Annotated in this window: 20 protein-coding genes and 2 riboswitches; of the genes, 10 read left to right on the forward strand and 10 right to left on the reverse strand. The window is 60.0% G+C overall.

Features of this window, described 5'->3' with window-relative positions:
- Positions 1-160: 160 nt before the first annotated feature.
- Positions 161-1,402 (reverse strand): D-amino acid dehydrogenase, encoded by a 1,242-nt coding sequence (locus MHM37_RS16390; RefSeq protein WP_239297350.1) that lies wholly within the window; start codon positions 1,400-1,402, stop codon positions 161-163.
- A gap of 60 nt (positions 1,403-1,462) precedes the next feature.
- Positions 1,463-1,570, reverse strand: a riboswitch (glycine riboswitch).
- A gap of 8 nt (positions 1,571-1,578) precedes the next feature.
- Positions 1,579-1,669, reverse strand: a riboswitch (glycine riboswitch).
- A gap of 201 nt (positions 1,670-1,870) precedes the next feature.
- On the opposite strand from MHM37_RS16390, the gene MHM37_RS16395 reads away from it, so the two are divergent.
- Together MHM37_RS16395 and MHM37_RS16400 are read left to right on the forward strand one after the other, a co-directional pair.
- Complete coding sequence (locus MHM37_RS16395; RefSeq protein ID WP_153842973.1) at positions 1,871-2,164, forward strand: hypothetical protein; 294 nt, start codon at positions 1,871-1,873, stop codon at positions 2,162-2,164.
- Positions 2,165-2,321: 157 nt separating this feature from the next.
- The gene (locus MHM37_RS16400; RefSeq protein ID WP_153842974.1) at positions 2,322-2,849 is read left to right on the forward strand and encodes an HPP family protein; all 528 of its coding nucleotides are present in this window, start codon (positions 2,322-2,324) and stop codon (positions 2,847-2,849) included.
- Here the strand turns inward: MHM37_RS16400 and MHM37_RS16405 are convergent.
- Positions 2,840-3,427 (reverse strand): gamma-glutamylcyclotransferase, encoded by a 588-nt coding sequence (locus MHM37_RS16405; protein ID WP_219862063.1) that lies wholly within the window; start codon positions 3,425-3,427, stop codon positions 2,840-2,842. The two genes, MHM37_RS16400 and MHM37_RS16405, sit on opposite strands and share 10 nt — an antisense overlap.
- Positions 3,428-3,465: 38 nt before the next feature.
- Between MHM37_RS16405 and MHM37_RS16410 the strand changes: the two genes are divergently transcribed.
- The 3 genes from MHM37_RS16410 to MHM37_RS16420 all read left to right on the forward strand — a co-directional run bounded on the left by MHM37_RS16410 (position 3,466) and on the right by MHM37_RS16420 (position 6,967).
- Entirely contained in the window at positions 3,466-4,389 is a 924-nt protein-coding gene (locus MHM37_RS16410; RefSeq protein ID WP_275437570.1) for a histone deacetylase, read from the forward strand.
- A gap of 14 nt (positions 4,390-4,403) precedes the next feature.
- Complete coding sequence (locus tag MHM37_RS16415; RefSeq protein WP_139525863.1) at positions 4,404-5,282, forward strand: CbiX/SirB N-terminal domain-containing protein; 879 nt, start codon at positions 4,404-4,406, stop codon at positions 5,280-5,282.
- 98 nt (positions 5,283-5,380) lie between these two features.
- Positions 5,381-6,967, forward strand: coding sequence for an ABC-F family ATPase (locus MHM37_RS16420; RefSeq protein WP_239297347.1), 1,587 nt, complete (start codon positions 5,381-5,383; stop codon positions 6,965-6,967).
- 1 nt (position 6,968) lies between these two features.
- Here the strand turns inward: MHM37_RS16420 and MHM37_RS16425 are convergent, their stop codons facing one another.
- The 8 genes from MHM37_RS16425 to MHM37_RS16460 form a co-directional block, all read right to left on the reverse strand.
- Positions 6,969-7,565 (reverse strand): cell division protein ZipA C-terminal FtsZ-binding domain-containing protein, encoded by a 597-nt coding sequence (locus tag MHM37_RS16425; protein WP_239297346.1) that lies wholly within the window; start codon positions 7,563-7,565, stop codon positions 6,969-6,971.
- A gap of 28 nt (positions 7,566-7,593) precedes the next feature.
- Entirely contained in the window at positions 7,594-8,061 is a 468-nt protein-coding gene (locus MHM37_RS16430; RefSeq protein WP_139525860.1) for a TspO/MBR family protein, read from the reverse strand.
- A 182-nt stretch (positions 8,062-8,243) separates the two neighbouring features.
- On the reverse strand, positions 8,244-9,362 hold the full coding sequence (locus MHM37_RS16435; RefSeq protein WP_153842980.1) for an alkene reductase: 1,119 nt from the start codon (positions 9,360-9,362) through the stop codon (positions 8,244-8,246).
- A gap of 171 nt (positions 9,363-9,533) precedes the next feature.
- Positions 9,534-9,905, reverse strand: a complete 372-nt coding sequence (locus MHM37_RS16440) for a hypothetical protein (protein WP_139525858.1) — start codon at positions 9,903-9,905, stop codon at positions 9,534-9,536.
- A 118-nt stretch (positions 9,906-10,023) separates the two neighbouring features.
- A complete protein-coding gene (locus MHM37_RS16445) occupies positions 10,024-11,226 on the reverse strand; it encodes a Xaa-Pro peptidase family protein (RefSeq protein WP_239297345.1) in 1,203 nt (400 codons plus the stop codon).
- A gap of 70 nt (positions 11,227-11,296) precedes the next feature.
- Entirely contained in the window at positions 11,297-12,037 is a 741-nt protein-coding gene (locus MHM37_RS16450) for a sulfite exporter TauE/SafE family protein (protein ID WP_219862046.1), read from the reverse strand.
- Between the two features lie 11 nt (positions 12,038-12,048).
- Entirely contained in the window at positions 12,049-12,738 is a 690-nt protein-coding gene (locus MHM37_RS16455; protein WP_239297344.1) for a lysozyme-like domain containing protein, read from the reverse strand.
- Positions 12,739-12,809: 71 nt separating this feature from the next.
- Entirely contained in the window at positions 12,810-14,228 is a 1,419-nt protein-coding gene (locus MHM37_RS16460) for a PLP-dependent aminotransferase family protein (protein WP_239297343.1), read from the reverse strand.
- A 234-nt stretch (positions 14,229-14,462) separates the two neighbouring features.
- Here MHM37_RS16460 and MHM37_RS16465 point away from each other — a divergent pair, with 234 nt between their 5' ends.
- From MHM37_RS16465 to MHM37_RS16485, 5 genes are all read left to right on the forward strand, one after another.
- Complete coding sequence (locus tag MHM37_RS16465) at positions 14,463-15,878, forward strand: APC family permease (RefSeq protein ID WP_239297342.1); 1,416 nt, start codon at positions 14,463-14,465, stop codon at positions 15,876-15,878.
- Positions 15,879-15,908: 30 nt separating this feature from the next.
- Complete coding sequence (locus tag MHM37_RS16470) at positions 15,909-17,360, forward strand: NAD-dependent succinate-semialdehyde dehydrogenase (protein ID WP_239297341.1); 1,452 nt, start codon at positions 15,909-15,911, stop codon at positions 17,358-17,360.
- 11 nt (positions 17,361-17,371) lie between these two features.
- The gene (gabT, locus tag MHM37_RS16475) at positions 17,372-18,643 is read left to right on the forward strand and encodes a 4-aminobutyrate--2-oxoglutarate transaminase (RefSeq protein ID WP_239297340.1); all 1,272 of its coding nucleotides are present in this window, start codon (positions 17,372-17,374) and stop codon (positions 18,641-18,643) included.
- Between the two features lie 340 nt (positions 18,644-18,983).
- The gene (locus MHM37_RS16480) at positions 18,984-19,496 is read left to right on the forward strand and encodes a hypothetical protein (RefSeq protein ID WP_239297339.1); all 513 of its coding nucleotides are present in this window, start codon (positions 18,984-18,986) and stop codon (positions 19,494-19,496) included.
- 93 nt (positions 19,497-19,589) lie between these two features.
- Entirely contained in the window at positions 19,590-19,784 is a 195-nt protein-coding gene (locus tag MHM37_RS16485; protein ID WP_239297337.1) for a hypothetical protein, read from the forward strand.
- Positions 19,785-19,874: the final 90 nt, after the last annotated feature.

Raw genomic sequence — 19,874 nt, forward strand, 5'->3', positions numbered from 1 at the left:
GCAAGTGCTCCTATTTTTACACACCAAATTACATACCGTGTAAAAACTAAAAATGCCCCATAAGCCTTTGCTTATGGGGCATTCACTCACTCACCAACAGAAGTACACAAAATTCACTATATACTCCCTTTAGGCCCCTTTTCGTTATGGGTTACCGCGTCTAGCGGGTGATCGCCAGTGACGTGGCATGTGAGTGATCGACCGCGTCGGCGAGCATCTCGGCAGTGATCGCCGAGAGCGTCCAGCCTAGGTGGCCATGACCGTTATTGTAGAAAACGGTTGGCAACTTGCCGGGGCCGACCTTGGGCAGCATGTTCGGCATCATCGGGCGTAGCCCCGCCCACGGCACCACCCGCTGAGTACTCACACCAGGAAAGCACTGCTCCACCCAGCGCACCAGTGGCTGAATCCTGTCGTTACGAATGTCGCGGTTGGCGCCGTTGAACTCTGCCGTCCCCGCCACGCGGAAGCGGTCGTTGCCCAAGCGGCTGGTGACGAGTTTGGTCTCGTCGTCCAGCAGGCTGACCGTGGGAGCGGCCTGCTGTGATGCCTCGTCATCCAACTGTACGGTGATGGAGTAGCCTTTGACCGGGTAGATGTTCATACGGTCGCCTAACTTGGCGGCGATGGCGCGACTGCCAATGCCCGCACACACCACTACGCTATCGAAGCTCTGATGAACCTCTTCGCCGTCGTCCACCGCGCTGATCCAGGCGCTGCTCTCATCCGCACCCAGGTCGGTCACTTGATGACCGTAGTTGAGCTGCACGCCGCGTTTGGCAGCGGCTTTCGCCAATCCGTTGGTGTACTTATGGATATCGCCCGTGGCATCGCTTTCGGTAAAGAAACCGCCGTAATAGTTACCCGCTAGGGTGGGCTCGATGGCGCGCATCTCTTCTGGCGTGACGGCGCGGCGCTCGAGCCCGCCTTTTTGGAGCAACTGCGACACCTTGGCTGCGTGCTCGTAGCCTGCTTTATCGCGATAGATATGCAAAATGCCTTTTTGCTTCACATCGAACTCGATCTGCTCATCGCGGGCCCACTGAAACAAGTGCTCTCGGGCAGCAATCGCCAGGCGCGCCGTTTCGGTGGTGTTGTCGGCATAGCGGGGAATGGCGGCAATGAACTCGGCAAACCAGCTCAGCTTGTGCCAGGTGGGGCGAGGGTTGACGAGCAGCGGGGCGTCGTTTTTCAGCATCCAGCGCAGGCCTTTGATGACCGTGGGCCAGTGGTTCCATACCTCGGCATTCGAGGCGGACAGCTGACCGCCGTTGGCAAAGGAGGTTTCCATTGCCGCGTAGCGATGCTTCTCGAAGACGGTGACGTCAAAGCCGCGTTTAGCGAGGGCGTAGGCGCTGGTGATGCCGGTAATGCCACCGCCAATGACTGCAATGCGTTGCATAATGATCTCCACAGATTGTATGAGCGTCGGGCGATACCCTCAGCAAAGGTGTTTGCTAGGGGTACCCCTTCCGTCATGGAACCTGAGAGATTCACGCCAATGTGGCGGCGCTTGCTCCTTCGGTGGGTTGAGTGACGCCGTCATCAACCACTCTTCGGAACGTATTGGTAAAAACGTTAGCGATTGCGGTCCGTTGGCCTGAGAGTTTCCGGGGTCGTTGCTCCTTCGGCGCTGGCGTCGTGCACCAGTCTCTCCCGCACATGCATGCTTATTGTTGTAACGCGGAAGTGCTAAAAAGGGAATAGGCGAAAGGTGGAAGCTGCCCATGACGTGGTTTTGCCAGTTCGCGTGTTTTCACACACCGTGTTTTCACAAGCTGTGTTTTCACACACAATGCCGACTATCGTTGAGCACTTAACTTCCCGCTATTCTTTTTAGACGACCATCTTCGAGCAACGGACAACACGCATGCAGGCAAACGGATTTTTTGAAGGCATTGGTGAAGCGATTGGTGAGGCCATCCGCGTGGTGGTGGAGTTTTTGGTGGGAATCTTCACCAATTTTTTTGGTGCCTTCGATGACTTCATCGGCGGGCTGACGCGTTCGCTGGGCATCAACGACTCGTTCTTGAGCCTCGCGATACTGGTGATCGGTCTACTGATCCTATGGGGCGGGCTGCGAGCGTTTCTGCGCGGTTCCATCATCGGCGGCATTTTCCGCACGCTGGTGGCACTATTTATCCTGTCGTGGCTGATGATGTAGCACCGCGGCGGGAGGGCAAACGCTAAGGCGTCGGCTCGTCCGGCTGTCTTCGGTAACGTTGGCTTGAGCGAATCTCATCTATCCATGACGCATTGTCATTTGCTTCTGTGGTGCATTTTGTCATCATCTGCACTCTTTTTGTGCAAAGGCGAGTGCGATGAAGACGTATCTTGGCAAAATGCGCGGAGAACGGACGCCGCGCCCTCGGGTGGGTTGGCAAGATGCCTGCTGGTCATGGCTGGGAGCCTTTACCGGCATGGCGCTGATTTGCTGGCTAAGCGTCGAATGGCTCTCCCAGCAGCTGTTGATCGTGGGCTCGTTCGGGGCAACCTCGGTGCTGATTTACGCGGCCCCGGAAAGTCCGTTTGCCCAGCCAAGCCACGTGCTGTTTGGTAGCGTGCTCTCTGCCTGTGTGGGGGTAGGCTGCTATCAATGGCTGGGCGCCACGCCCCTTTCCATGGCGCTGGCGGTGTCGCTCTCCATTTTGATCATGCAGCTCACCCATACCGTGCATCCGCCAGGAGCTGCCGCAGCGCTGATTGCCGTGGCAGGCGGCGCTAGCGTGCATCAATTGGGCTGGTGGTATCCGCTGATGCCCATTGGCGCGGGCTGCATCGTCATGCTGTTGGTCGCGATATTGGTCAATAACCTCGCCCGTCACCGCCGCTACCCGCGCTACTGGTAGCGCTGTAACTGCTCCTCCAGGGCAAAGATATGCGCATCCTCGGTGCCCAGTTCGCGCAGCGCCTGGGCCAGGTTGAGCAAGTAGGCGCTGTTGGGTCCGCTGGGGCCGTGGGCCTGGGCAATTTGTTGGGCGATCTCGGCCAGCGGCGCATCGCCTAAAAACGCTGGGTTATCCTCGCTGGCCAGATATATCAGCCCGTCGGTAGGCGCTTGTGCGGGGTCGGGATGGCCCGCTTCATCCAGAAAGGTCAGCGTGACTTTCTCCCGTAGATAGCCGTTTTTCTCCCGCACATCCAGCGGGGCAAGCACTTCTGGGGTGATGCGGTAGGCCATGCCGTGGCACACCGCGCCTTCGGCACGAATCAGGGTGGCCACACGTCCCGGCGCGTCCGGCGTGCCCCGGTGGTCGTGGGAGCCCTGCCAGAAGCGCCGCGCCCAGCCGGTAATGGCCGCCGGGCGCCGCTCTAGATACTCAAAATCGGCCTTCCAAATCAGCGAACCGTAGCCAAATAGCCAAATAGCCGCATGGCCGTCGAAGAAGTTTCTCTGCTGGTTTAACGTCGTGGTATCAAGCAACATAAGCGATCTACATTCGTGACCAAAGTGGCAACACGCGCATGGCGTTAACGGTGGTTCATCATCCGGGTTATACGATTGATTTGCCAGCCAATCACCCTTTTCCGATGGAAAAGTTTCGGATGCTTCGGCAGCTGTTGGGCGAGCAAACGTTGGCGTGTCCCATCGAGTGGCACACGCCCCAGCCGGCCACCCTGGAAAGCCTGCAACGCGTGCATACCCGTGACTACGTGCATGCGTTTGTGCACGGTCAGCTCGATCGTGCCGCCCAGCGGCGCAGTGGATTCGTATGGTCCGAGGCCTTGGTGGAACGAGTGCGGCTGGAAACCGGCGGCACGCTGCTCACCCTGGAAGCGGCCCTGGCCACCGGGCTTGCGTGTAACTCGGCGGGCGGCACGCACCACGCCCATACAGATGCCGCCAGCGGCTACTGCTTGATCAACGACTTAGCCGTGGCCGCCGCCCACGCGCTGGCGCAGGGCTGGGCAGAGCGGGTGCTGATCGTGGATTGCGACGTGCACCAGGGCGATGGCACCGCGCGCCTCTTTGAAAAGGTGCCAGGCGTGTTTACGTTGTCCATGCACGCGGCGCGTAACTTTCCCGCCCGCAAAGCAAAAAGCGACCTGGATATCGCCCTGCCCAACGGCATGGGCGATGCTGCGTATCTGGCCGAACTGACCTCTTGGCTGCCTGGGGTGCTTGCTGCCTACCAGCCAGACGTGGTGCTCTACGATGCGGGGGTAGATGTGCATCACGACGACCGCCTGGGCTATTTATCGCTAAGCAGCGACGGGCTGTATGCCCGAGATCACTATGTGTTGAACCTCTGTCGCGAGGCGGCCATTCCCGTCGCGGCGGTGATTGGCGGTGGCTACGACCGCGATATCATCGCTCTCGCCGCACGCCACGCCCAGCTACACCGAGCCGCTGCGGATGTGCTGGCGGCTCATCCACGCTTTGACTGAAAAGGACGAACGCGATGCGCGCTATTTTTCTTGTCGATAACGGCTCTCTACGCCCCCAAGCGACCCATAATCTGCGTCGGGTGGCGGCGGCGCTAAGTGAGCAGCTCGGGGAAACCGTTCAAGCGGCCTCGCTGCTGCACTCCAATAAAATCCCCGCCGAAGAGGTCGATGGCATTCCGGCCATCACGCTGGGCCCCGCTGCCGAACGCAGCGCCGAAGCGGGGGCCACCGAGATCGTCGTGCTGCCGTTTTTCTTCGGCCCCAGCAAAGCCCTCACGGGGTATTTACCGGAGCGGATGGCCGCGCTGCAGGCACGCTTCCCTGATGTGACGGTGCGCGTCGCACAGCCGCTGGTGGATGAGCTCGGTCATAACGACCTGCGTTTGGCGAAACTGTTGGCCGATCACGTGCGCGCCCAACTGCCCGAAAATGACGCTGCTAAGGTCGCGCTGGTGGATCACGGCAGCCCGATTCCCGAGGTCACCGCCGTCCGTAACCGCCTGGCCGGGCAGTTGAGCGTCCTGCTGGGCGACGAGGTGAGCTGCGTGGCGGCCGCTTCCATGGAGCGACGTGACGGCGATGAGTACCGCTTCAACGAGCCACTCTTGGAGGACCTGCTGGATACTCCCGAATTCAGCAGCGGCCACGTGGTGCTGGCGATGCTGTTTCTCTCCCCAGGCCGTCATGCCGGTGAAGGCGGTGACATTGCCGAGATTTGCGCCGCCGCCGAGCAACGCCATCGCGGATTAACGGTGGCGACCACCGCGCTAGTAGGTGAGCACGCGGGCATCGTCGAGATTCTCCACTCGCGACTCCGCCAAGCGATTGATGGTGAACGTTTTCTGCTCGACATGCCCGCGCAGCCAGTAAAAGACGGTGAGCAGAAGCCTTGAGGGGAGATGTAACGTGGCCCAAAGGCGCGTAGAATCGCGTGCTTTTGCACGCATGCCGCTCCTCCAACAGGGCTATGTCGCCAACCAGGGTCTCTATCTTGATCGCCACCGCCAATATCACCATGCAGTTTGGGGCCAAGCCCCTGTTCGAAAACGTCTCCGTCAAGTTCAATAATGGCCATCGCTACGGGTTGATTGGCGCGAATGGTTGCGGCAAGTCCACCTTCATGAAAATTCTCGGTGGCGAGCTGGAGCCCACGTCCGGGCAGGTGATGCTGGACAGCAGCACGCGGCTGGGCAAGCTGCGTCAGGACCAGTTTGCCTACGAGAACGAGCGGGTTATCGACACCGTCATCATGGGCAACGCCGAGCTATGGAAAGTGGCCGCCGAGCGCGAGCGCATCTACTCGCTGCCCGAGATGAGCGAAGAAGACGGTATGGCCGTGGCGGACTTGGAGGTGCGCTTTGCCGAGCTGGACGGCTATACCGCCGAGTCCCGCGCGGGCGAGCTGCTGTTGGGCTTGGGTATTCCCATCGAACAGCACGCCGGCCCCATGAGCGAAGTCGCCCCCGGCTGGAAGCTGCGCGTACTGTTGGCCCAGGCGCTGTTCTCCGACCCGGACGTACTGCTGCTCGACGAACCTACCAACCACCTGGATATCAACACCATCCGCTGGCTGGAAGAGATTCTGAAAGCGCGCAGCAGCACCATGGTGATCATTTCCCACGACCGCCACTTCCTGAACAGCGTCTGCACCCACATGGCCGACCTGGATTACGGCGAAATCACCCTGTTCCCCGGTAACTACGACGACTACATGACGGCGGCCACCGCTGCGCGTGAACGTCAGTATGCCGACAACGCCAAGAAGAAAGCACAAATTGCCGAACTGCAGCAGTTTGTCAGCCGCTTCTCGGCGAACGCATCGAAAGCGAAGCAGGCCACCTCCCGGGCGCGCCAGATCGACAAGATCAAGCTGGAAGACATCAAACCCTCCAGTCGCGTCAGCCCGTTCATCCGCTTCGAACAGAACAAGAAAATCCACCGCAACGCGGTGAACGTCGATGCCATTACCAAAGGCTACGACGGCGAGCCGCTGTTCAAGCGCTTCTCCATGACCGTGGAAGCGGGTGAGCGGATTGCCATTATCGGCCCCAACGGCATTGGTAAAACCACCCTGCTGAAAACCCTGGCCGGTGACCTGCGCCCTGATACTGGCGAAGTGAAGTGGACCGATGCTGCTGAGCTGGGCATCTTCGCCCAGGATCATGCCGACGACTTCGCCAATGACGCCACCCTGTTCGAGTGGATGGGCCAGTGGACCAAAGGGGGCGAGCAGGTGGTGCGCGGCGCGCTGGGGCGCATGCTGTTTTCCAGCGACGATATCGGCAAATCGGTGAAGGTGATTTCCGGAGGCGAGCAGGGGCGGATGCTGTTCGGTAAGTTAACGCTCACCAATCCCAACGTGTTGCTGATGGATGAACCCACCAACCATCTGGACATGGAGTCCATCGAAGCGCTCAACCTGGCGCTGGAAAACTACCCCGGCACGCTGCTGTTCGTCAGCCATGACCGCGAGTTCGTCTCCAGTCTCGCCACACGCATTATCGACATGCAGCCGGAAGGCATCGTCGATTTCAGCGGCAGCTACGACGACTACCTGCGTAGCCAAGGCGTGGTATGAGTTAACCGATGATCTGGGCGTAGGTGGATTCGCTGGCAGGTTCCCTGTCGGCATCCAGCATGTCGCCGCTGAAGGTCTCGTTCATCTCCTTGGCGAGTTCCACATACACGTGCATCTGCTGATTGCGGCGTTTATGCAGCGGCGGCTTCACCAGCAGGCTAACGCCGCGGATCGGCTCGTGGGTTTCCCCGCGTAATAGGTCAGGCATCTCTCCCGGCGGGAAGGCATTCGCCACGGTAATGGGGTTAGACGCTTGCTGGCCGTCGATCAAAAACACCTTCTTGATGGCGTCGTAATGGGCGCCTTTGCTCCGCAGCCACTCGGTCAAACGCGCGTCGGTGGTGTCATCCGGCTGATTAAAAATGACGAACAGCGAGTGCTGCTTGACCTTGCCCGTGCGCTTGGTGGGGGCGGGCGGTGGCTCGTCCGCAGGAGGCGGCGTGGGCGTTGCGACCGGTGCGGGAGCCTCAGTGGCCTTGGCCTTGGCCTTGGCACGGCGCCGTTTTGGCAGCACGACATAAGCAAAAATCACCACGGCCACCACGCCGAGTAGCAGCGAGGTAAAGGCCAGTAGAATGGGAAGTGACGTTGTATCCATGGGGTGAAACCTTTTCGTTATGTAACACCTAGGCGCGATTGAGCCGCAAAATGGTGGCGTTGAGTGCCAGCGCAAGGGCGACCCACAGCCAGTAAGGCACCATTAGCCACGCGGCGAAGGTATTCACCTGGGCAAACAGGCCAATGGCCAGTGTAATCAATCCCAACAACACCACGATATCCACCAGCGCCGCGCCGATCTGCTTGCGCCCAAAGAACAGCCAGGACCACGCTGCATTGGCCAGCAGCTGGGCGCCATAGACGGCCAAGCTCGCGCTGCGTAGCGGCGAGTCGTCCGCCATATAGATCCGCCATGCGGCGATCGCCATCAATAGATAGAGAATACCCCAGGCAATGGGAAAGGCCAGATCGGGCGGAGTCCAGCGGGGTTTGCGCAGTGTTCGATACCAGCCGTCGGGGCGAAAGCGCGCGCCCGTCATGGCGGCAGCTCCCACCAGCAGGAGCGAGACGAGCAGCGCCATCAAAGAACCGAACATGAGCGACCTCTCCAGCAGTAGGGTTATCGCGTTAAAACGATAGAATCAACAGATTAACAGCGTTTTACGCGTTCAAGGCATAAAAAAAGCACCACCTAAGTGATGCTTTTCAAGAATAAGGGTTCCCCCTGTGGGGAACCCTCGTCATGCCTTAGCAACGTCAGCAACGTCAGCAACGTCGCTTAGCTCATGCGGTCGTAACCGTTATCCATGAATGGGTAATCGGTATAGCCTTTCTCATCGCCGCCATAGAACGTTTCCTGGTTCGGTTCGGTCAGCGGGGCATTGACGCGGAAGCGTTCCGGCAAATCGGGGTTGGCGATGTAAGGACGGCCAAAGGCCACGGCATCGGTGGTGTTTTCCTTGATGCGTGCTTCAGCGTGCTCGGCGTCGTAGTTGCCGCAGTAGATCAGGCTGCCGCTAAAGCGCTCACGCATCTGCTCACGGAAACCGGCCGGGAAGGTGATATCGCCGCCCGCCCAGTTCGGCTCGTTCAGGTGTAGGTAGGCGAGGCCGCGCTTGGAGAGCTGCTCGGCCATGTAGAACGCCATCGCTTCCGGCTCGTCGTCGGTCAAACCGAACAGCTCGATGAACGGCGTCATGCGAATGCCAACACGCTCGGCACCAAACACTTCTACCACTGCATCGACGACTTCCAGAGGGAAGCGGGCACGGTTTTCCAGCGAACCGCCGTACTGGTCGGTGCGCTTATTGGTGCCGGTGGCCAGGAATTGGTTCAGCAAGTAAGCGTTGGCGGCGTGGACTTCGACCATATCGAACCCGGCGCGCTTGGCGCGGATGGCCGCTTGGCGATAGTCATCCACAATGCCGGGAATCTCGTCGGTTTCCAGCGCACGCGGCGTGCTGGTGGGGTGCTGACCAGCGGTACCATCTTCGAATTCGACGAAACACTGAGCGCCTTCGCCTTTCAGCGCGCTGGGAGCTACCGGCTGCTGTCCGTTGGGCTGCACCATTTCGTGGGAAACGCGCCCAACGTGCCACAGCTGCAGCGCCATGCGGCCACCTTTGGCATGAACGGCGTCCACGACGCCTTTCCACCCGGCTTCCTGCTCGTCGGTCCAGATGCCGGGTGTGTACACGTAGCCACGGGCAGTGGGAGAGATGTTGGTGGCTTCGCTGATGATCAGGCCTGCCCCTGCGCGCTGGCCGTAATACGCCTCTTGGATCTTGCCCGGGATGCTGTCCGGCGTGCGAGCACGTGTCAGTGGTGCCATGATGACGCGGTTAGGAAGTGTCAGGCTACCCAGCGTAATGGGGGTAAACAGCGTTTCATACGCCATAGAGCAAAACTCCTTTTGAAGTAGTGGGTATCATCGTGGCAAATAGAATAGACCAGTTTACTAGTAAGCGCCAACGACGATGCGATGGCTATGGTTAATGGGGACGGTCGCGTAAAACAAAACCCCGCCGAGCAAATGGGGCGGGGTTAAGGGGCGTCAATGAGCGTTCGTTTAGTGCCGTTGCCAAGGCCAGCGGCGCTTGGCAGGCGTATCGATTTGGCGAATGGCGCTGGCGAGCGGCAGCATGATTGCGCTGAGCTGACGGTGGCAAACGGCACTGCTGAGCACGCCGGGGCACTGTTTGAGCAGCAGGTCGCATTGCTGGGAGGCGATAAAGAGCTGCTCTACGACCGCAGGCGCGAACAACGGCTTGGCCTGCTGGCAGCAGCGGGTCAGCTCTCGGGAGAGCATGGAGAGCATGCTGGTGTCTAGCCAGCAGGGCAGCGGGTCTTCTAGCCGTCCGGCAATGGAGTGCTGAATGGCTTCAAACGAGGTGCGTAAAAACAGCAGAGTTTGACGAAGCTGGCGCTGTTCACTGGTCATGTGACGTCCCTTTACCTCAACGGCTCTTTATCTACCCGGTTGCTGGCTAAAAAGAGAGTGTTTCTCATTTACATTTCTGGTGAAGATAGCCTCCCTCAATCGCGGTGTCAATCTCAGGCTATGAGCGCACGGACGTATCGCTGGCCTGATAAAGCTGCCAGTCGTTGTTGGTGAGCGGTTTTGCCCCCTGCTCGGTGACCACCACGGTATCGCTCAGGCCAACGCCCCATTGGCCGGGTACCCGCAGGCAGAGCGGTAAATGAAACACCATGTTGGTTTCGAAGGAGCGGGCTTGGCCTTTGGCAATGTACCCCGTGCCCTCTACCCAACTGGGTGGAAACTGTGCCCCCACGGCGTAGCCAAACACCCCCGAAAAAAACAGCTCGTCGCGTCGAGGGGCCAGCAGCGCATCGGCAGCCAGGGCCGCGGCATCAAAGGAGTGGCCGGGACGCATGGCCTCGCAGAGGGTTTCAAAGATCGAGCGGCAGAGGTCTTGGGTGGCGGTGAGGGCGGCGTTAGGCGTGCCGGTCACGGCGGTGCGCATCATCGGTGCGGTGTAGCGTTGATACGCCGCGCCGAACTCTAAAAAGACCGGCTCGTTGGGCTGAATCACGCGGCGCTTATGGTTCACGTGAATCACCCCAATGCGGTGCCCGCTGGTCACAATAGGCTGTAGGCTCATGAACTCGCTGCCGTTTTCGAGCAGCGCCTTGGCGCCAATGGCGGCAATGTCGTTATCGGTCATGCCGGGGTGAATGGCGGCCATCGCCGTCTCTAAGCCAGCGGCGGTGATGCGCGCACTCTCTTTAAGCATCTCGAGCTCGGCACTGCTTTTGACGATCTTGATGGCATCCAGCAGGTCGCCCGCTTCAAAAAAGCGCTCTTGGCCCACTGCCTGGGCGAGGGCGTTCATCACGCCCACCCGCAGCCCACTGCTCCAGCCGTCGATGCCAATGCGCGGGCAGGGGGTTAACAGGTCGGCCAACGGGTCGATGATTTCATTCAGGTTTTCCCATCGGTAGCCAATGATCTCATCTACGCGGGCGGTGACCACCGCGGCACCCGTTTCAATCGAGGCCACCTGAAGAACGAGCTTTTCCTGTGTGCAGACCAAGCAGGCATGCACCGACACCTCAAAGGTGTGGTAACCGGTCAAATAATTGATATCCGCGGGATCGGTGAGAAGTAGCGCATCCAACTCGCGCTTCGCCATGGCGTGGCGCACCTTCTCAAGGCGCGCTTGATACTCAGCGGGGGAGAAGGGCAGCTCGCTTTGGGCAAGCGAGGTGGCAAGGGCTTCGCGGTAGTGGTGGTAATCCATGGCGACCTCCAGCGTTTGGTAAGGTCAGTATAGGTCGCCATCCAAAGCGCGCCGCTAAGGCCATCAACGGTCAACGGGTTAGCAGATACACCCCCTGCAGGAAGTAAAACACGCCAATGCCAGTCACGATCCAGCGGGTCCAGGTGCGGAAGTTGGCGTCGGTCAGGCGGTGCAGAATCCGTGTGCCGGTTTGCGTGCCCAGCATGGCAAACGGGGCGGCCAGTAGCACGATGCTCCACTCACCCGCGCTGAGCGCGAGGGCGGCACCTAAGTAGAAGAGGATTTTGATGGAGTGGGCGACCACTTGAATCATGGCCTTGGTCGCGACGACCTGGCGGCGGTCCATCTGAGAGCGCACGAAGAAGATATCGATCAGCGGGCCGGATACCCCGGCGGCAATCGTGAGGCCGCCTGAGGCGATGCCGCAGCAAAACGCGTGGCTGGCGCGATGGGCGTCTAGCTGGAACCAGTGCCTGGGCGTCCAGACCAAAATCGGCAGCAGCCCGATCAATAAGGAAACGGTGGCCGCATTGGGCGTGTAGTTAAACAGCAGCAGAAGCCCCGCCGCGCTGAGCACGCCCAAGGCCATCAGCGCCACAATGCGCCACACGATAAAGCGCCGCGACAGCCACGCCCGAGAGGCATTGGACGTTAGCTGAATGACCCCATGCACGGCCATGGCGGTGCTGGCAGGAAACATCACCAGCAGGAACCACAGCAATACCAGCCCGCCCGCCATGCCAAACACGCCGGAGAGCAAGGAGGTAAAAAACACCACGCCGACAAAGGCGACGCCCATCAACAGTGTCATGAACGACCCCCTCAGCTACGACAGAACGGCCACACCTGATAGAACTTGCGGCACTGGAACTCTGCCTGGCAGCTGTTGAGCTGGGCCTGGTAGCGGTTAGAGAGGCTCGCCACTTGGCGGCCCGCGTTGAGCACCTGGGGTTTGCTGCGATAGCTGCCCCGCTGATAGCCGCCTGCGCCCTCGTGGTAGGCGTAATAGAGGTGTTCAGGATTGTTGAGCGAGATGCCCGTTTGGGCGCGAGTGCGGGCGTTGTACCAGCCAATGAAATCGGTAGCGTGCTTCATGTGCGTGCGCCGGGCAAACAGGCTGCCCGCTTGGTCTTCGTACTCACCCCATACCGGGTCTTGAGCTTGGGCGTAGCCTTTGGCGGACGACGGGCGCGGGCCGGGGATGAAGCCCAGGTAGTATTTGCGGTCTGGGCGCACGTGGCTGCGAAACGAGGACTCCCGCTGAATGAACGCCATTTGGGTCGCGATGGGTGTTCCCCACTTCTCCTCCGACTCTTTCGCGTAGTCGTACCAGCTGGGCTGTTCGCGGAAAATCTCGCAGATGTTGGTCTGATCTTCTGGAGGGCTGGGCGCAAAGGTGGCGCACCCAGAGAGTAGCAGCATGGCCGCGACGGCCAGCCACCCGCTTAGCGAGGCGGTGGAAGAAGCAGCAGAGAAAGCAGAAACCCAAAAGCTATCAACAGGGCGATACATAGGACGGTCCTTGTGGATAAGTCGTGTTGCTCACGTTTTGTGTGTACCGACGAATAAAGCTCGTTGGCCGCTTAGCGCAGCAGCGGCTCCAGGCAGCGGCGCAGGCGCTGCGCCTCGCGCACCAGCGTTTCCCCTGACAGCATGCCCACCCCCATCACCAAGCCAGCGCGCGGGTCGTTCGGTGCACACACCGGGCTTAACGGCCGCACGATCAAGTGCTCTTTCAGCAGCGATTGCGCGATGGCCACATCGTTGATGCCCGGCTCGAACTCCACGCACAGGCTGATGGCACTGCTGGGCGGTGACACCGAGCGCACCTGGGGCAGCGAACGTAGCTGGTCGTGCAGCACCTGCTGGCGGCCTAAGTAGTCCCGCTGAATGCGCCGACACCAAGCATCCAAATCACCATCGAAAATGAACTGGGCGAGCACGGCCTGGTCCAGCATACGGCCCTCACGAAACAGCTCGCTGCGCAGGCGGTTCATGGGCCCTGCCAAATGGCGCGGCACCACCAAATAGCCCAGCCGCAGGCCGGGAAACATCATCTTGGAGAAAGAGCCTACCAGCAAATGGCGTTCGGAGTGGGCATCGAACAGCAGGTTAGGGTGGTCGTCGCGGTTAAATTCATAGTCATCTTCCACCACGTAGGTAGGCGATAACGCCTCACATAGCTGACGTTTATGCGCGGCGCGGGTCGGCACGCTGAGCGGGTAGTGGTGCGAGCCGGTGAGGTAAGCCAGCGCCACGGGGCCGGGGGAAGTAGGCAGTGCATGGCCCTGTTCCGGCCGCCACGGCAGCATGTCGATGTTCAGCCCGGCGGCGGTAAACACGTTGCGCGCCCCCCAGTAGCAGGGCGACTCCATCGCCACCGTATCGCCCACGTCTGCCAAGGCAACGGCGCACAGCTCGATGCCGTTATGGGTGCCATCGGTAATGATGATCTGCTCGGTATCGCAATGGATATCCCGCCAGCGGGCCAGAAAATCACGAATCGCCCGCTTTAGTGGGCCGTAGCCGCCGGTGGAGTAGGAGAGCAGCAGCGCATTTTGCGGCACGGTGACGCTGGCGTAGAGCTGGCGCCACTTGCGCATGGGGAACTGGGCGATATCCGGAATGCCGGGCACGAAGGCCCCGCTCTGAATCATGCTGGCCCCAGGGCCTTGCAGCACCCGCTGGGCCCGCTGGGAGAGCTGAACGTGGGTCGGCGCTGGGGGCGGTGGCGCGGTGGGTTTACACGTCCAGGTTCCCTGGCCGTGGGCGGTTTTCAGCAACTCCTCTTCCAGCAGTGTGCCTATTGCCAAGGCCAGGGTTTGGCGCGCGACGTTCACGGCATCGGCCAACACACGATGAGAGGGCAACCGCAGCCCGCTGGGCCACTGCTGCGTAATGGCCTGGCGCAGCGCTTGCTCGATGCGCACCTGCTTACTCAGCCGCTCCGGTTGGAGTGCATAAAGTTGCTTGAATTGGTGCAAGACCTGCTCGCGATCCATATCAGCGCCCCCTTTCCCGCGTGAAGCCCGCTACCATCAGGCGTTTAGACGAAAGCATGATGCCATGTATGCACTTATTTGGTGCGTTGAAGAAGTGGTCTAGTCGAACGCCAAAGTGGTGCATTCGCGTTCTGAGCGCCGCCTGCTAGCGTGTCACTATTCCGCCACCGGAATCAGGACACTGCGCCAAAGAGCGCCAACGACAACATCCAATAACCTGCAGGACATTGTGCGATGACCACTCCCTCTTCTGAACAGGACAAGCTCGTCCGGGTACTGGCCCGCGGCGACGTATTAGCCCTCGCCTTCGGCGCGATGATTGGCTGGGGCTGGATTGTATTGACCGGCACCGCGATTCAATCCGCTGGCAGCATCGGTGCCATTTTAGCGTTCATTATCGGCGGTTTAGCGATCGTCATGGTGGGCCTGACCTACGCCGAGCTGGCTTCCGCCATGCCCAAAGTAGGCGGCGAGCATGTCTACAGCTACCGCGCCCTGGGTCACTTACCCTCTTTCTTATGCACCTGGGCGATCATTCTAGGCTATTTAAGCGTGGTGGCCTTTGAAGCCGTGGCGCTGCCCACCGTCATTGAGCATCTGGCACCGAACTACGCGGTGGGCCACTTATGGACCATCGCGGGCTGGGAAGTAAAAGCGACCTGGGTGGCCGTCGGTGTCGGCGGCTCGCTCGCCATGATGATCATCAACTACTTCGGTGTGACCACCGCCGCGCTTCTCCAGAAAGTCGTGACCGGCTTGATTTTGCTGGTTGGCGTGCTGTTTGTCACGGGCGCGCTGTTCGAAGGCGAAACCATCAACATGATGCCGCTGTTCACCCAGGCCGATTCCGGCGTGGTGGCGGGCATTGTCGCGGTACTGGTCATGGTGCCGTTCCTGTTCGTGGGCTTTGACGTCATTCCCCAAGCCGCTGAAGAGATCAACCTGCCTTACAAAGCCATCGGCAAAGTGCTGATGATGTCGGTCATTCTGGCGGTGGTGTGGTACGCGCTGATCATTCTGGCCACCAGCCTGGCCCTGAACAGCTCCGAGCTGGCCGCCAGTTCCCTGAGCGTGCCGGATGCCATGGGCAGCCTGTTCAACGCCCCCTGGGCCAGCAACCTGATGGTATTGGCCGGTATTGCGGGCATCATCACCAGCTGGAACGCCTTCTACATTGGCGGCTCGCGGGCGATCTACGCCCTGGCGAAAGCGGGCATGCTGCCTGCACCGTTTGCCAAGCTGCACCCGCGCTATAAAACGCCCACCAACGCCATCTTCCTGATGGGCTTTCTCTCCTGTATCGCGCCGTTCTTCGGCCGCCCCGCGCTGGTGTGGATCGTCAACGCCGGTGGCCTGGGCATCGTGATTGCCTACCTGTTCGTGGCCATCTCCTTCGTGGTGCTGCGGGTTCGCGAGCCGGAGATGGAGCGCCCGTTCCGCATTCGCCACGGCAAGCTGTGCGGCACTTTGGCGGTCGTCCTCTCCTTCGGCATGGCCTGCCTCTACCTGCCCGGTAGCCCGGCGGCCCTGAGCGGTGCGGAGTGGTCGATCTTCGCGGGCTGGTCTTTGCTCGGTGTGGGGCTTTACATCCACGCCCTGCGCACCTACGGCCGCGCCTACAGCGACCAACACATGATGGCTGACCTGTAAGCCGTTCCAACCCCTTTAAAGGAGCACGCTATGAGCTTTATCGAACAGTGGTTGCACGATGCCGTACCGGCCCTGGTGGGCGGGCAGTGGCGCAAGGGCCAACAGACCTTTGCCGTCGATAACCCCGCCACCGGCGAGACCATTGCCAACGTGGCGGACTTGAGCGCCGACGACACCCGCGACGCCGTGGCTGCCGCGTATGAAGCCGGTGCCGCGTGGCGCGCCACCCCGGTCAAACAGCGCTCGGCCCTGCTGCGGCGCTGGTTCGAGCTGATCAATGAGCACGCCGACGACCTAGCCCGTCTGATGACCCTAGAGCAGGGCAAGCCGCTGGCGGAAGCCAAAGGCGAAGTGACCTACGGCGCATCGTTCATCGAGTTCTTCGCCGAAGAAGCCAAGCGCATGGCGGGGGAAACCCTGCCCAGCCACGGCGCGGACAAGCGCCTGCTGGTACTGCGCGAGCCGGTGGGCGTGGTCGCGGCGATTACCCCGTGGAACTTCCCGCTGGCGATGATTACCCGCAAGTGTGCCCCGGCCCTTGCCGCTGGCTGCACCGTGGTGATTAAACCCGCCGAAGCCACGCCACTGACCGCCCTGGCTGCTGCCTATTTAGCGCTGGAAGCGGGCCTGCCCGCAGGCACTATCAACGTGGTCACTGCCTCTAAACCCGCCGCTGTGGGCGAGGTGCTCACCACCGACCCTCGGGTGCGCAAGGTGTCGTTTACCGGCTCTACCCCGGTGGGCAAACACCTGCTCGCCCAGTGTGCCAGCACGGTGAAGAAAACCGCCATGGAGCTGGGCGGCAACGCGCCGTTCATCGTGTTTGACGACGCCGATGTCGACGCCGCCGTGAACGGGGCCATCGCCTCCAAGTTCCGCAACGCCGGGCAAACCTGCGTGTGCACCAACCGCTTCCTGGTGCAGGACGGCATTTACGATGCCTTCGTCGCCAAGCTCACCGAGCGTGTGAACGCGCTCAACGTGGGTGACGGCCTGGCCGAAGGCAGCATCATCGGCCCGCTGATCAACCAGGCCGCCGTGGATAAAGTGCAGCGCCACGTCGACGACGCGGTGAGCAAAGGCGCGCGCCTACTGTGCGGCGGCCAGCCCCACGCGGCGGGTGATCGCTTCTTTACTCCCACGGTACTGGCGGATGTGACCACTCAAATGGCCGTCGCCGATGAAGAGACCTTCGGCCCGGTCGCGCCGGTGTTCCGCTTCCAGCGCGATGAAGAAGCCATCGCCATGGCCAACGACACCCCGTTTGGCCTGGCCGCCTACTTCTACGCCACGGATTACCGCCGTATCTGGCGCACCATGGAGCAGCTGGAGTACGGCATGGTGGGCGTCAACGAAGGCTTGATCTCCACCGAGCTTGCGCCGTTTGGCGGCGTGAAAGAGTCCGGGCTGGGCCGCGAAGGTTCCCACCACGGCCTCGAAGAATTTACCGAACTGAAGTACGTCTGCGTAGGCGGCCTGTAAAGAGAACGATGATGACTAACCAAGAATTGAACGACCTGAAAAACCGCTTCGTGGCCAACGGTGCCGCTACGCCGACCACCCAGTTTGCCGAGCGTGCTGAAAACGCCGAACTGTGGGACGCCGACGGCAAACGCTGGATCGACTTCGCGGGCGGTATTGGTGTGCTCAACCTGGGCCACCGCCACCCGAAAATCGTCGCGGCGGTGGAAGCGCAGCTCAAGAAAGTCATGCACACCAGCGCGGCGGTGATCTCCTACGCGCCCTACGTGCAGCTGTGCCAAAAGCTCTGCGAACTCACTCCGGTGCGTGGCCCCGAGCGTAAAGCGATGCTGGTGAACACCGGTGCCGAGGCGCTAGAAAACGCCGTGAAGATCGCCCGCGCCGCCACTGGCCGCACTGGCATCATCACCTTCGATGGCGCCTTCCACGGCCGCACCATGATGACCCTGGCGATGACCGGCAAGGTACTGCCGTACAAGAACGACTTCGGCCCGATGCCGGGCGACGTGTTCCGCGCCCCGTTCCCCAACCCGCTGCACAGCATCAGCGAAGAAGCTTCGCTAAACGCCATTCGCACGCTGTTCAAAACCGATATCGCCCCGCACCGCACGGCGGCCATCGTGATTGAACCGGTACAAGGCGAAGGCGGTTTCTATATCGCCTCGCCGGATTACCTGAAAGCGCTGCGCGCCCTGTGCGACGAGCATGGCATTCTGCTGATCGCCGACGAAGTGCAGTCCGGCTTTGCCCGCACCGGCAAGCTGTTTGCGCTGGAACACAGTGGCATCGAAGCGGACATTCTCACCACTGCCAAGAGCCTTGCCAACGGCATGCCGCTTTCTGCTGTGGTCGGCACCGCCAAGGTGATGGACGCCTCCGGCCCCAACTCCCTAGGCGGCACCTACAGCGGCAACCCGCTCTCCTGCGCGGCGGCTCTGGCGGTGATCGAAGCCATCGAAGAAGAGAACATCCTGGCCCGCAGCGAGCAGATGGGCAAAATGTTGGCCGAACGCTTCGCGGTCTGGGAAGAGCGCTTCCCCGCCGTCGCCCACGGCCGCCAGCTCGGCGCCATGGCCGCGTTCGAACTGCTCAACAGCGACGGCAAGCCCGACCCGCAGATGACCGGAGCGCTCTGCGCCAAAGCCCGCGAGAAAGGCCTGATCCTTCTTTCCTGCGGCTTCTACGGCAACAGCATCCGCATTCTGGTACCGCTGACGGTCTCGTCTGCGGTGTTAGAGGAAGGGTTGAGCATTATTGAAGAATCGTTGGAAGCGCTTAGCTAATAGCGTTGAGGTAGGACTGGGCCCGCCCATCGTCAGGTAGCGTAAGCTGTTGGCGGTGGGTGGGTTCTTTATGGGCGCTTATTGAGAATCATCTTATCAATAGCAGCTTCTGCTGACCTGGCAACATCGGCGTTGAAAACCCACCCCTAAGATAAGCAGCCGTTCTGGGCACCATATGCTAAGCTGAATTCGGCAGAGTATCCGTCCAAGTCGGAGGTGCTGAGAAATGCAGCAGAACAAGGGTTTGGAAGAGTTTGGCAGACTGAATTTTACGGACAATCATTTCGGCACGTTTATCCAATCATAGGACGCACTGTCTAGTACTTGTTAGGGTGATCATATGAATTACTTGGACACGGCCTTTGGTCAGCTCGCATTTGCATGGAAGCTCTACAACTATGGCTTGGAAGGACGAATTGACCTTGCGGAGCTAGATAAATCGCTTACCTTTCAAGAGGGCGGCATGATTTTCGTACTTCCCGATAAGATCCTCGATTCATCTGACGACCTAGTTCTTGCTTTACAGAATAACTTAGGCATTGCTTTCGGTGCCGCTGCAATCACATTAAACCGATGCAGAGAGGAAGCGGGTGTCACGCTTGCGAACCCTATTCAATCGGAGGTAGACCAGTTCGCTGGCCTTGCATACCAAATCAGAAATGCGTTCGCACACGATATTTCTGAGCCCCGGTGGAATATTGACAAGCTGCGCTATGCACGAATATATGAATTTGGTGAAGTCAACGTTGACCTCACTAATATTGGAAAAAAGCACTTTGAGTACGAAGACATAGGCGGCCCAGATGTTCTGTTCCATATGCGAGATTTCGGAGCGAGATTTGTGTGGTCCTAACTATCGGCTGTGCAGCGACAATTTTTCCGTTGCTTTCTAGCTCCAAAGTTGCGTGTGAGCACTTACGTTATCTTCACTCTGAAAGGAGACAGCATGGTCTCATTTTTTAGGAAAAGGGTTTCAGGCACTGCCGTGAAGGCTCATTTGGAGCGAATCTCATTCCTTGTGAAATATTTAGAACAGTACGGAATGTGGAACAAGAAGGAAGTAGTGGAAGTTCTTAACAAAGAACTGCTTCTTGCAATCCCTAACCCGGATTTCTCACAGGGTATAAAAGAAAGCGGCTGAAAGTGCTATGATTTCAAGAACCTAACCAATCCATCAAGCACCAACAGCCGCTTCCAAAATGGTACCTGAAAAGCTGACCTTCTCGCCACT

It is taken from the genome of Halomonas sp. MMH1-48, assembly GCF_022348105.1.
Lineage (GTDB): Bacteria > Pseudomonadota > Gammaproteobacteria > Pseudomonadales > Halomonadaceae > Vreelandella > Vreelandella piezotolerans.